Below are 12,829 nucleotides of genomic sequence, written 5' to 3' on the forward strand. Positions count from 1 at the left end.
AAAAAGAAACCGCGAAGGAGCCAGCAAGCTCCCCCTCAAAGCCCCCTTACACCCCCAACTTCCTCTTCAACAACTCATTAACCTGCGCCGGATTCCCCTTCCCCTTGGTAGCCTTCATAGCCTGCCCCACCAGCGCATTAAACGCCTTCTCCTTGCCAGCCCGGAACTCCTCGACAGACTTCGCATTGGCCGCCAGCACATCATCGATGATCTTTTCCAACTCACCCGAATCCGACATCTGCTTCAGCCCCTTGGCCGCGATGATGGCGTCGGCGTCACCACCCTCCTCCCCCGCCCACATGGCCGGAAAGACATCCTTCTTGGCAGTGTTGTTCGACACCGTGCCATCGGCAATACGCACCAGCAGCCTGGCCAGCTGCGCCGGCTTGACCGGAGCCGCTTCCAGCGCAACGCCTTCTCGGTTGAGCAGCGACGACACATCGCCCATCAGCCAGTTGGCAGCGGGCTTGGCATTGGCCGCACCGGCTTCGGCGACCACGGCTTCGAAGTAGCTAGCCAGTGCCTTAGACGCGGTCAGCACGCTGGCGTCATAGGCGGACAAGCCATATTGCGACACCAGGCGCGCCTGCATGGCCACCGGCAGTTCCGGCAGCGCGGCCTTCACCCGCTCGATCCAGGCCGCGTCGATCTCCAGCGGCAGCAGGTCGGGATCGGGGAAATAGCGGTAATCGTGCGCATCTTCCTTGGTGCGCATGGCGCGCGTCTCGCCGGTGTCCGGATCGAACAGCACGGTGGCCTGCTGGATGGCGCGGCCGTCCTCGATCTCGGCGATCTGCCACTGGACTTCGTAGTCAATGGCCTGCTGCAGGAAGCGGAACGAATTCAGGTTCTTGATCTCGCGGCGCGTGCCCAGCGTGGGGCTGCCGTAGGGGCGCACCGACACGTTGGCGTCGCAGCGGAAGCTGCCTTCCTGCATATTGCCGTCGCAGATGCCCAGCCACATCACCAGCGCGTGCAGGGCCTTGGCGTAGGCCACGGCCTCGGCCGAGCTGCGCATGTCGGGCTCGGTGACGATCTCCAGCAGCGGCGTGCCGGCGCGGTTCAGGTCGATGCCGGTCATGCCGGCGAAATCTTCGTGCAGCGATTTGCCGGCGTCTTCCTCGAGGTGGGCGCGCGTGAGCTGCACGGTCTTCTCGTAGGTCTCGCCCTTCTTGCCTTCAACCTGGATGCTGATGCTGCCGCCCTGCACCACCGGGATCTCGTACTGGCTGATCTGGTAGCCCTTGGGCAAGTCGGGGTAGAAGTAGTTCTTGCGCGCGAAGATACTGCGCGGCGCGATGGTGGCGCCGATCGCCAGGCCGAACTCGATGGCGCGCTCGACCGCGCCGCGGTTGAGCACCGGCAACACGCCGGGCAGCGCCAGGTCGACCGGCGAGGCCTGCGTGTTCGGCGCCGCGCCGAAGGCGGTGGAGGTACCGGAAAAAATCTTGGAGGCCGTCGACAACTGCGTGTGCGTCTCGAGGCCGATCACCACTTCCCATTGCATGGCGGTATTCCTGTTCGTGTGCTGTATGTGTTGCTACGTGTTTGCTACGTCTGCTACGTATTCATCGGCATCGCGCCGCATTTCGCATCCGATCGCGGCGCCATACCAGTATTCATCTCACGGATTCGGGCTGGCCAGCCACGAATCCAGTTGCGCCAGCGCCGCGCCGCGCGCGACCGGGTCGCCGCCCTCGGTCACGCCCCGGCCGGGACTCGCGCCATTGGGCACATCGCGCCGCACCCGCAGCTCGCTGGTGCCGTCAAAGCCGTGATACGCGCCAGGATAGATCTCCAGCCGGAAGCGCGCATCGGGCTGGCGCGCCGTGACCGCCTCGCGCAACATGGCGCAGCGGGTGGCCGGGGTCCAGTCGTCGGCGCCGCCGGTCATCAGCAGCAAGGGCGTGCGCAGGCGGTATTCATGCCGTTGCACGGCGCGCTTGCAGCCAGGATAAAAGGCCACGGCGCGCTCGATTGCCGGCGCGCCCGCCGGCCAGTCGCGGCTGGCGTCGATGGTGCTGAGCACCGCCTGCGCGCCGTTGGACCAGCCCAGCAGCACAATGCGCGCCGTGTCGATGCCGGGCTGCCGCGCGAGCCAGCGCAGCGCCGCCAGGACATCGCCGCGCCGCGTTTCGTCGTCGATGTCGCGCCCGGCCAGCGCTTCAGTGCAGATGCCCTGCGGCTTGCCGCGCGGACCGAAGCTGTCGGGCAGCAACACAGCGTAGCCGCGCGCGGAGAGCCATTGCACGTATTCCCGGTAGCGCACCTGCAGCGCCGCGGCATCCGCGCCGCCGCTTTGGTAGAGCCCGGCGCAGCCATGCAATGCAATGACCACCGGCAATGCCTGCGCCGACGCCAGCGCGCCGCGCTGCGGCAAGAACCAGTGGGCGCTGAGCGCATTGCCCTTGTCGGCATCGGGAAAATGCACCGTCTGCGCCGGCGGCATGGCGTGCATGCCGGCCTCCGGCACGAAGGCATGCGCGAGCACGCCGTGGCTTGCCAGCAGCAAGGCGCAAGCGCCCAGGCAAAAATCCCGCAGGCGGGCGGCGAGTCCGGACAGGGCGCTGAGCGGGTGCATCGGATTCATCGGGTCTGTGCGCAGCCGCCGGTGCCGGGTTCGAACATCACCGGCCAGGCTTCCTCGTAGATGCCCGGCGAGCAGCGCGCCTCGCAATTGGCGTGGGCCAGCGTGACCCGGCGCGGATCCTGCCAGATCATCAGCTTGCAGGCGCTGCCGTCGTTGGCGCGCAACTCGATATGCGGCTTCTTCTTCGTCTGGCGGAATTCGGCCAGGTTGAAGCTGCACGAACCGCGCTTGCCCACCCACAGCTTCCACGACAACTGCTGCACGCTGTTGTCCGCCACGCGCAGCTGGGCGTCCTCGCGGAAGCCGTCTTCCTCGGTGCGGCGGCAATCCCCGGCAAGGTCGATGTCGCGGCTGGCGATCGGCGTGGGCCCGCCGCCGAAGCGCGGCAGCGGAATGCAGGCCGCCAGTGCGGCGGCCAGCCCGATGCCGAGTGCGAGCCGGACCAGCCAGCGCCGCGCGATCATGCCTTGGCAGGCCGGCGCAGGTGCCAGTCCGTTGCCTGCTGGAAAGCGTGCGCCGTCTGCAGCAGTTCGGCTTCGCCGAAGTAGTTGCCGATCAGTTGCAGGCCAACCGGCATGCCGCCCTCGCCCAGCCCGCAGGGCACGCTCATGCCGGGCAGGCCGGCCAGGCTGGTCGACAGCGTGAAGATGTCGGCCAGGTACATCTGCACCGGGTCGGCGCTCTTCTCGCCCAGCTTCCAGGCGACCGTGGGCGCCACCGGGCCCATGATCACGTCGCACTGGGTAAAGGCGCGCTGGAAATCGTCGGCGATGATGCGGCGGATCTTCTGCGCCTGCAGGTAATAGGCGTCGTAGTAGCCGTGCGACAGCACATAGGCGCCCACCATGATGCGGCGCTTGACCTCGGGGCCGAAGCCTTCGGCGCGGGTCTTCTTGTACATGTCCATCAGGTCACGGTACTCGGCGGCGCGATGGCCGTAGCGCACGCCGTCGAAACGCGACAGGTTGGACGAGGCCTCGGCCGGCGCGATCACGTAGTACACGGGGATCGACAGCTCGGTCTTGGGCAGCGACACCTCGACCAGCGTGGCGCCCAGCTTCTCGTACTCGGCGAGCGCGGCGCGCACGGCCTGCTCCACGTCTGCCGACAGCCCCTTGCCGAAATACTCGGTGGGCAGGCCGATGCGCAGCCCGGACAGCGGCTTCTCAACGCTGGCGCCGGCGCGCGGCTTGCCCAGCAGGCGCGTGTAGTCCTCGTCGACACCGCCCTGGGCGGGCGCGAGGCTGGTCGAGTCGCGCTCGTCGAAGCCGGCCATGGCGCCCAGCAGCATGGCGCAGTCCTCGGCGGTGTGCGCCATCGGGCCGCCCTGGTCGAGCGAGGAGGCGAAGGCGATCATGCCGTAGCGCGACACGCGGCCGTAGGTGGGCTTGATGCCCGTAATACCCGAGAACGAGGCCGGCTGGCGGATCGAGCCACCGGTGTCGGTGCCGGTGGCGGCGGGCGCCAGCCCGGCTGCCACTGCGGCGGCCGAGCCGCCCGAGGAGCCGCCCGGCACGCGGCTGGCATCCCAGGGGTTCTTCACCGGGCCGAAGTGCGAGTTCTCGTTGGACGAGCCCATCGCGAACTCGTCCATATTGGTCTTGCCCAGCGTGACCATGCCGGCGGCGCCCAGGCGCTCGACCACGGAGGCGTCGAACGGGCTTTCATAGTCGGCGAGCATGCGCGAGCCCGCTGTTGCGCGCCAGCCACGCGTGACGAACACGTCCTTGTGGGCGATCGGCACGCCGGTCAGCAGGCCGGCTTCGCCGCGCGCGCGGCGCTCGTCGGCGGCGCGGGCCTGCGCCAGCGTGAGTTCGGGGTTGACGTCGACAAAGGCGTTGAGCGCGCTGGCCTGCTCGATGCGGGCCAGGTAATCGCGCGCCAGTTCTTCGGCGGAGACGGTGCGTGCCGCCAGCGCGTCGGAGAGCTCGCGCAGGGAGGTCACGGTAGATGCGGAAAAGGACATGTCGGTCGGTTTGGCTTGGCAGGTGATGGCTGCCGGCGCCGCCTGGCGGCGGCGCGGCGCAGCCGCTGGTTCGAGGGCCGGTGTTCGATGACCTTTATTCGATGACCTTGGGCACCAGGTAGAGGCCGCCTTCGGTGGCCGGCGCGGGACGCTGGTAGTCCTCGCGGCGGTTGGACTCGGTCACGATGTCGTCGCGCAACCGCTGCGACATCTCGCGCACCGCGGACAGCGGATGGGCCAGCGGCACGATGCCGGTGGTATCGACCGCCTGCATCTGTTCGACCAGGGAGAAGAATTGATTGAGCTGCACAAGCGTCTGCCCGGCCTCGGCATCGTTGATTTCGATGCGGGCAAGGTGGGCGATGCGCTTGACGTCGGATAGGTCGAGAGCCATGGCTTGGGGTCGGTGCGAAAGGCGATGCGGGCGCGGCCGGGGCGGGCCGGCGAGTGCTGCCGGGAGCGCCCGGGAATCGTCAAAGTTACAGGTTTTTTCGGGGTAGAAGCCCCCGAAACAGGGGGAATTATAAGGTATCATTGCGCGTTGCCATCCTTTGGCAGCGCCTTCGTCACATTGGTGCACATTGGTGCAAAACCGCGTGCCGCGGAGCTTTGTGGGTCACCCTGCGGTCCCCCGGACCCACGGATCGCAGCATTGGCCACATCGCCAGGCCACCAGCCGGCGGTGCGATGCCGAAGGCAGGCAAGGGATACAGACAGGTTCCTCCGATTAGACCGCCCCCGCCAGCAATTAAATTGTAATTGCGGTGCCGTTCCACCGAACTTTCGCGCGTGGTCTAATCAAAGGTACCCGTACAGGTCGTTTCCGCCACCCGGCGAGACGGCCTTGGTTGGCGGCCCCGGCCCTGACAGCACGCCCCCTGTGGCAGGCTGGCAACGGCGCCGGCCCCACCGAACGACCGGGGGCCTTAATACTACCCGTCGCTATGAATATCGTGGCTGGCCCCGCAGCGGCGCCGGCCACTTCGCATACTCGCGAACCACCAGAAAACAGGATTCCTGATGTTCGGATTTCTCCGCAGCTACTTCTCGAACGATCTCGCGATCGACCTCGGCACCGCCAACACCCTGATCTATATGCGCGACAAGGGCATCGTCCTTGACGAGCCGTCCGTCGTCGCGATTCGCCAGGAAGGCGGGCCCAACGCCAAGAAGACCATCCAGGCGGTCGGCAAGGAAGCCAAGCAGATGCTGGGCAAGGTGCCGGGCAACATCGAGGCCATCCGCCCGATGAAGGACGGCGTGATCGCCGACTTCACCGTCACCGAGCAGATGCTCAAGCAGTTCATCAAGATGGTGCACGACACCAAGCTGCTGCGTCCCTCGCCGCGCATCATCATCTGCGTGCCGTGCGGCTCGACCCAGGTCGAGCGCCGCGCCATCCGCGAATCGGCGCTGGGCGCCGGCGCCAGCCAGGTGTACCTGATCGAGGAGCCGATGTCGGCCGCGATCGGCGCCGGCCTGCCCGTGTCGGAGCCGTCCGGCTCGATGGTGGTGGATATCGGCGGCGGCACCACCGAGGTGGGCATCATCTCGCTGGGCGGCATGGTCTACAAGGGTTCGGTGCGCGTGGGCGGCGACAAGTTCGACGAAGCCATCGTCAACTACATCCGCCGCAACTACGGCATGCTGATCGGCGAGCAGACCGCCGAAGCCATCAAGAAGGCCATCGGTTCGGCCTTCCCCGGCTCCGAAGTCCGCGAAATGGAAGTCAAGGGCCGCAACCTGTCCGAAGGCATCCCGCGCGCCTTCACGGTGTCCTCCAACGAAATCCTGGAAGCCTTGACCGATCCGCTCAACCAGATCGTGTCGGCAGTCAAGATCGCGCTCGAACAGACCCCGCCGGAACTCGGCGCCGACATCGCCGAGCGCGGCATGATGCTGACCGGCGGCGGCGCGCTGCTGCGCGACCTGGATCGTCTGCTGGCCGAGGAAACCGGCCTGCCGGTGCTGGTTGCCGAAGACCCGCTGACCTGCGTGGTGCGCGGCTCCGGCATGGCGCTCGAACGCATGGACAAGCTGGGCAGCATCTTCTCTTACGAATAAAGCGTCAGCAGAGGAATCGCTCATGGCGCGAAGCGGCCTGCCGGATTACCTGGTCGGGGCCGCGCCGTGCCGCGCCACCCTCCCGACCCGGCCCGAGCCCGTGCAACACACCGCGCCGCGACGCCCCAGCCACGCTGGCTGGCGCGCCGAGGCGCTGTCGTGCCTGCGGGACCGGGAGACCTTTCCGCCAGCGCACGGGTAAATGGATTACACTCCGCCGCCGCTCTTCAAGCAGGGCACTTCCGCCGTCGCGCGCCTCGTCTTCTATGTGACGATCGCGCTGGCGCTGCTCATCGTCGATGCGCGCTTTGACGCTCTGCGCGTGGTACGCCAGGTTGCCGCCACCGTGCTGATGCCGGTCGAGCGCACCGTGCTGGTGCCGCGCGATGCGCTGCGCGCCACCTTCGACTACGCCCAGTCAGCGGCCGCCCTGGCCAGCGAGAACCGCGAACTCAGGCGCCGCATGGTGGCCGAGGCCGAGGGCTCGGTGCGCCAGTCCCAGCTCGAAGCCGAGAACAATCAGTTGCGCAAGCTGCTCGGCCTGGTGCAGCAGTCGGCCACGCCGGTGACGTCGGCCGAGATCCTGTACGACGCCCGCGACCCCTACAGCCAGCGCATCGTGATCGACCGCGGCAGCCAGCACGGCCTGCGCGCGGGCTATCCGGTGATCGACGAACGCGGCGTGATCGGCCAGGTGACACGCGTGTCGCCGTTCCAGTCCGAAGTCACGCTCCTGACCGACAAGGAACAGGCCATCCCGGTGCAGGTCGTGCGCAACGGCCTGCGCAGCGTAGCCTTCGGCGGCGCCCGCGCCGGCCTGCTGGACCTGCGCTTCATGGCCGCCTCGGCGGACCTGCAGCAGGGCGACCTGCTGGTCACCTCGGGCCTGGACGGCACCTACCCGCCCGGCCTGCCGGTTGCCCGGATCGTGCAGATCGAACGCAAGGCGGATACCGCCTTCTCGCGTGTGTACTGCGAGCCGGTGGCCGGGGTGCGCTCGCACCGCCAGCTGCTGGTGATCCGCTACGAAGCCCAGCTGCCGCCGCGCGAATCCATCGACGGCCCGCGCGACGCCAAGGAAGCCAGGATCGTCAGGGCCGACCGGCCGGGCGTAAAGGACGCCGAACGCGCCGACGCCAAGCCGGCGGCGAAGCCCGCCGCAAAGCCGGCCGACAAACCTGCCGACAAGGCGGCGGAAAAACCCGCGGACAAGCCCGCCGCCGCCAAGGAGGTCAAGCGTTGACCAATCCCCAATACCTGCTGCGCCCGGTCAACCCCGCGTTTATCGCGCTGAGTTTCGTGCTGGCCTTCCTGTTCAACCTGATGCCCTGGGGCACCACGCTGTGGGTGCCCGACATGGTGGCGCTGGTGCTGGTGTTCTGGAACATCCACCAGCCGCGCAAGGTCGGCATGGGCGTGGCGTTCGCGCTCGGCCTGCTGATGGATGTGCACGATGCGCGCCTGCTGGGCGAGCACGCCATGGCCTACTCGCTGCTGGCGTACTTCGCCATCACCATCCATCGCCGCGTGCTGTGGTTCACCGTCTATACGCAGGCGCTGCACGTGCTGCCGCTGCTGTTCGTCGCCCACGCGGTGCCGGTGGTGATCCGCCTGGCCATGGGCGCGCCGCTGCCCGGCTGGCAGCTGCTGCTGGCGCCGGGCATCGAGGCGCTGCTGTGGCCGCTGGCCACCGGCATGCTGCTGGCGCCGCAGCGCCGCAGCGCGGACGTGGATGAAACCCGGCCGATCTGACGCTTTACCCCAACCGATGTCCCGCCGCGCCCCCGTAGGGTGCGCGGCAAACCGCAAGGCTGACGCAGTACCATGACCGAAATACGCAATGTCGAACAGGAGCTCGGCCGCTTCCGCATCCGCGTAGCGGCGGCGGGCCTGTTTGCCGTGATCTGCTTCGGCCTGCTGTTCACGCGCTTTCTCTGGCTGCAGTGGTACAAGCATGACCAGTACTCGGCCAAGGCCGAGGACAACCGCATCTCGGTGGCGCCGATCGAGCCCAACCGCGGCATCATCATGGACCGCAACGGCGTGGTGCTGGCGCGCAACTATTCCGCCTACACGCTGGAAATCACGCCGTCCAAGCTGTCCGACACGCTCGACAACACCATCGAGGAACTGGCCCAGCTGATCGACATCCAGCCGCGCGACCGCCGCCGCTTCAAGCGGCTGATGGAAGAATCCCGCAGCTTCGAAAGCCTGCCGATCCGCAGCCAGCTCACCGATGAGGAAGTGGCGCGTTTCTCCGCGCAGCGCTTCCGCTTTCCCGGCGTGGACGTGCGCGCGCGGCTGTTCCGCCAGTACCCGATGGGCGAGTCCGCCTCGCACGTGATCGGCTACCTCGGCCGGATCTCGCAGCGCGACCAGGAACGCATCGAGGCCATGGACGAGGCCAACAGCGCCGAAGGCGCCAAGTACGATCCGCGCAAGGACGCCGACAACTACAAGGGTTCCAGCTACATCGGCAAGATCGGCATCGAGCAGAGCTACGAGACCGAGCTGCACGGCCTGACCGGCTTCGAGGAAGTGGAAGTGAGCGCGGGCGGACGCCCCATCCGCACGCTGTCCACCTCCCCCGCCACGCCCGGCAACAATCTGATCCTCTCGCTCGACATCCGCCTGCAGCAGCTGGCCGAGGCGCTCTTTGGCGACAAGCGCGGCGCGCTGGTGGCGATCGAGCCGGCCACCGGCGACATCCTGGCCTTTGTTTCCAAGCCGACCTACGACCCCAACCTGTTCGTCGAAGGGATCGACACCAATACCTGGAACGAACTCAACGGCTCGCCCGACAAGCCGCTGCTGAACCGTCCGCTGCGCGGCACCTACCCGCCCGGCTCGACCTACAAGCCGTTCATGGCGCTGGCGGCGCTCACCACCGGCAAACGCACCGCAGCCTGGGGCATGCACGATCCGGGCTCATTCACGCTGGGCAACCATACCTTCCGCGACGACAAGCCGGGCGGCCACGGCTGGGTGGACATGAACGCCTCCATCGTGCAGTCGTGCGATACCTATTACTACATGCTGGCGCGCGACATGGGCGTCAACGCCATTCATGACTTCATGAAGCCGCTGGGCTTCGGCCAGATCACCGGCATCGACATCGAAGGCGAGAGCCGCGGCATCCTGCCGTCGACCGAATGGAAGCAGCGCGCCTACCGCAAGCCCGAGCAGCGGAAGTGGTATGACGGCGAAACCATCTCCCTTGGGATCGGACAGGGCTACAACAGCTTCACCATCCTGCAGCTGGCCAACGCCACCGCCATCCTGGTCAACAACGGCTCCGCGATGAAGCCCCACCTGGTCAAGGCGGTGGAGGATTCCGTAACCCGCGACCGCGAGCTCACGGTGCCCAAGGAAAGCTACCGGCTGCCGTTCAAGCAGGCCGATATCGACGTGATCAAGCGCGCCATGGTCGGCGTGACGCACTCGGGCACGGCTGCGCGCGCCTTTGCCGGCGCAGCCTACGAGTCGGCCGGCAAGACCGGTACCGCCCAGACCTTCACCATGGGCAAGAACGAGAAGTACAACCACCACGCGCTGGACGAGCGCAAGCGCGACCATGCGCTCTATACGGCATTCGCACCGGCCGACAACCCGAAAATCGCGCTGGCGATGATCGTGGAAAACGCCGGCTTCGGCGGCGCCGTGGCCGCGCCGATCGCGCGCAAGGTGATGGATTACTACCTGCTCGGCAAGTGGCCGGCAGAGCTGGAGAACATCGCCCCGCCCGCATCGGAGCGTGCCGGCGGCAAGCCACCGGTGGATACGCCCAGCGTGTTCACCACCGGCCACACCGCCAGCATCGCCAGCGCCACGGTCATGGGCGCCAGCGAGGCCGCCGCCACCAGCGAAGGCGCCAGCGCGCCGGCCGCGCGCGTCGCAGCCCGTGCCGGTGCTGCCGCCACGGCCGCTTCCGCCGTGCAGGCGCCGTTGATCGACCCCGCCGCCATCGCGCCGGCCTCGGCGGTGCAGACGCTGGACGAGCGCATGGCGCAGGCCCTTGGCCACAGCCGCCCGGCTCCGGCCCCCGCCCCTGCCGCGCAAGCCGTGGTGGGTCCGGCCAGTTCCAAACCCCGCGCCAAGCCGGCAACCGCGCCCGCCGCGGCCGGCGGCAACGCCAACGCTACACGCTGAAGGAGACGCGCCATGGATCGCCGCCGCGTCCTATCGTTCATCAAGACGGCCATCACCGGCTTCGACAAGCCGCTGGCGCTGATCGTCTTCCTGCTGTTCGCCACCGGCATCGTGGCGCTCTACTCCGCCGCCATCGACATGCCCGGCCGGGTCGAGGACCAGTTGCGCAACATCCTGCTCTCCTATGTGGTGATGTGGGTCATCGCTTACCTGCCAACCCAGACGCTGATGCGGGTGGCGGTGCCGCTCTACACGGTAGGCGTGGCCCTGCTGGTCGCGGTGGCGATGTTCGGCCTGATTCGCAAGGGCGCGCGCCGCTGGCTCTATGTCGGCATGGTGATCCAGCCCTCCGAGATCATGAAGATCGCCATGCCGCTGATGCTGGCGTGGTACTTCCAGAAGCGGGAGGGCTCGGTCAGGTGGTTCGATTTCGTGCTGGCGCTGGTGCTGCTGCTCGTGCCCGTCGGCCTGATCGCCAAGCAGCCCGACCTTGGCACCGGTCTGCTGGTGATGGCCGCTGGTCTCTATGTGATCTATTTCGCCGGCCTGTCGTGGAAGATCATCCTGCCGCTGCTAGCCATCGTGGTGGTGGCCATCACCGCGCTGGTCAGCTTCGAGCACGATATTTGCGCCCCTGGCGTGAACTGGCCGATCCTGCACGACTACCAGCAGCACCGCATCTGCACGCTGCTCGATCCCACCACCGACCCGCTCGGCAAGGGTTTCCACACCATCCAGTCCATTATCGCCATCGGCTCCGGCGGCGTCTTCGGCAAAGGCTGGCTGAAGGGCACGCAGACGCACCTGGAGTTCATCCCGGAAAAGCACACCGACTTTATCTTCGCGGTCTTCTCGGAGGAATTCGGCCTGGTGGGCAATGCGGTGCTGCTGGTGCTGTACCTGCTGCTGATCTTCCGCGGGCTGTATATCGCGGCCAACGCGCCGACGCTGTTCTCGCGGCTGCTGGCGGGGGCGATCACGCTGATCTTCTTCACCTACGCGTTCGTCAACATGGGGATGGTTAGCGGCATCCTGCCCGTGGTGGGGGTGCCGTTGCCGTTGATGAGCTATGGCGGGACGGCGCTGGTGACGCTGGGCATGGGGATCGGGATACTGATGAGTATCTCGCGTCAGAAGCGGCTGATACAGACGTAGCCTGTCGCGCGATTTGGCCTCTGAAATGACACCGCGCTAGGGTATCCTCTTCCCTTTGGCACGTTCACATCCAAGGGCTCAAATGCGGCGCGTCGTATTCAATCAGAAGGGCGGTGTCGGTAAGTCGACCATCGTTTGCAACCTGGCGGCCATCAGTGCCAGCGAAGGCCTGCGCACCCTGGTCATCGACCTGGATGCGCAAGGCAACTCCAGCCAGTACCTGCTCGGCACGCAGGCTGCGGAAGCCACCCCGACCGTGGCAGACTTCTTCAACACCGCGCTGACGTACAGCTTCAAGCCGGTGGAAGTCACCTCGTTCATCCATGCCACGCCGTTCGAGAACCTCGATGTGATGCCCGCCCATCCCGAGCTCGACGCGCTGCACGGCAAGCTCGAATCCCGCTACAAGATCTACAAGCTGCGCGATGCGCTGATCGAGCTGGAAGCGGTGTACGACGCGATCTACATCGACACGCCGCCGGCTTTGAATTTCTATACCCGCTCCGCGTTGATCGCTGTCGAGCGCTGCCTGATTCCGTTCGACTGCGACGATTTCTCGCGCCGTGCGCTTTATACGCTGCTCGACAATGTGAAGGAGATCCAGCATGACCACAATGCTGACCTGGAAGTCGAGGGGATCGTGATCAACCAGTTCCAGCCGCGTGCCAGCTTGCCGTTGCAGCTGGTTGAAGAACTGGTTGGCGAGGGGTTGCCGGTGCTGAATTCACGGTTGTCTTCGTCGGTGAAGATCCGGGAGTCGCATCAGCATGCGATGCCGATGATTCATCTGGATCCGAGGCATAAGCTGGCGTTGGAGTATTTGGCTTTGCATCGGGAGTTGGTGGGATAGGGTTTTATTGAGCGGTGTTGGTTTTTGCACCCAAAAGCCGTACGACATCCCCCTG

At 66.6% G+C, this 12,829-nt stretch carries 11 protein-coding genes; 6 read left to right on the forward strand and 5 right to left on the reverse strand.

Annotated features, from left to right (window positions below):
* Positions 1 to 46 precede the first annotated feature (46 nt).
* From gatB to gatC, 5 genes are all read right to left on the reverse strand, one after another.
* Positions 47 to 1,507, reverse strand: a complete 1,461-nt coding sequence (gene gatB, locus CF70_RS02045) for an Asp-tRNA(Asn)/Glu-tRNA(Gln) amidotransferase subunit GatB (RefSeq protein ID WP_035859651.1) — start codon at positions 1,505 to 1,507, stop codon at positions 47 to 49.
* A 117-nt stretch (positions 1,508 to 1,624) separates the two neighbouring features.
* Positions 1,625 to 2,581 carry a dienelactone hydrolase family protein gene (locus CF70_RS02050; RefSeq protein ID WP_035859654.1) on the reverse strand — a complete coding sequence of 319 codons (957 nt, stop codon included), beginning with the start codon at positions 2,579 to 2,581 and terminating at the stop codon, positions 1,625 to 1,627.
* A 5-nt stretch (positions 2,582 to 2,586) separates the two neighbouring features.
* Positions 2,587 to 3,054 (reverse strand): hypothetical protein, encoded by a 468-nt coding sequence (locus CF70_RS02055; protein WP_035859656.1) that lies wholly within the window; start codon positions 3,052 to 3,054, stop codon positions 2,587 to 2,589.
* Positions 3,051 to 4,556 (reverse strand): Asp-tRNA(Asn)/Glu-tRNA(Gln) amidotransferase subunit GatA, encoded by a 1,506-nt coding sequence (gene gatA, locus CF70_RS02060; RefSeq protein WP_035859659.1) that lies wholly within the window; start codon positions 4,554 to 4,556, stop codon positions 3,051 to 3,053. The genes CF70_RS02055 and gatA overlap by 4 nt, the downstream gene beginning before the upstream one ends.
* Before the next feature lie 94 nt (positions 4,557 to 4,650).
* A complete protein-coding gene (gene gatC, locus CF70_RS02065) occupies positions 4,651 to 4,950 on the reverse strand; it encodes an Asp-tRNA(Asn)/Glu-tRNA(Gln) amidotransferase subunit GatC (protein WP_035859661.1) in 300 nt (99 codons plus the stop codon).
* Positions 4,951 to 5,576: 626 nt separating this feature from the next.
* Between gatC and CF70_RS02070 the strand changes: the two genes are divergently transcribed.
* The 6 genes from CF70_RS02070 (at position 5,577) to CF70_RS02100 (ending at position 12,774) form a co-directional block, all read left to right on the forward strand.
* Positions 5,577 to 6,620: a rod shape-determining protein gene (locus CF70_RS02070; protein WP_035859663.1), complete on the forward strand. Its 1,044-nt coding sequence runs from the start codon at positions 5,577 to 5,579 to the stop codon at positions 6,618 to 6,620.
* Positions 6,621 to 6,822: 202 nt separating this feature from the next.
* Positions 6,823 to 7,863 carry a rod shape-determining protein MreC gene (mreC, locus tag CF70_RS02080; RefSeq protein WP_045238331.1) on the forward strand — a complete coding sequence of 347 codons (1,041 nt, stop codon included), beginning with the start codon at positions 6,823 to 6,825 and terminating at the stop codon, positions 7,861 to 7,863.
* Complete coding sequence (gene mreD / locus CF70_RS02085; protein WP_035859668.1) at positions 7,860 to 8,372, forward strand: rod shape-determining protein MreD; 513 nt, start codon at positions 7,860 to 7,862, stop codon at positions 8,370 to 8,372. Before mreC ends, mreD begins: the two co-directional genes overlap by 4 nt.
* A 72-nt stretch (positions 8,373 to 8,444) precedes the next feature.
* On the forward strand, positions 8,445 to 10,769 hold the full coding sequence (gene mrdA, locus CF70_RS02090) for a penicillin-binding protein 2 (RefSeq protein ID WP_035859671.1): 2,325 nt from the start codon (positions 8,445 to 8,447) through the stop codon (positions 10,767 to 10,769).
* Between the two features lie 12 nt (positions 10,770 to 10,781).
* The gene (gene rodA / locus CF70_RS02095) at positions 10,782 to 11,924 is read left to right on the forward strand and encodes a rod shape-determining protein RodA (protein WP_035859675.1); all 1,143 of its coding nucleotides are present in this window, start codon (positions 10,782 to 10,784) and stop codon (positions 11,922 to 11,924) included.
* An 82-nt stretch (positions 11,925 to 12,006) separates the two neighbouring features.
* The gene (locus CF70_RS02100; RefSeq protein WP_035859677.1) at positions 12,007 to 12,774 is read left to right on the forward strand and encodes a ParA family protein; all 768 of its coding nucleotides are present in this window, start codon (positions 12,007 to 12,009) and stop codon (positions 12,772 to 12,774) included.
* Positions 12,775 to 12,829: the final 55 nt, after the last annotated feature.

It is taken from the genome of Cupriavidus sp. SK-3, from assembly GCF_000611145.1.
Taxonomy (GTDB): Bacteria; Pseudomonadota; Gammaproteobacteria; order Burkholderiales; family Burkholderiaceae; genus Cupriavidus.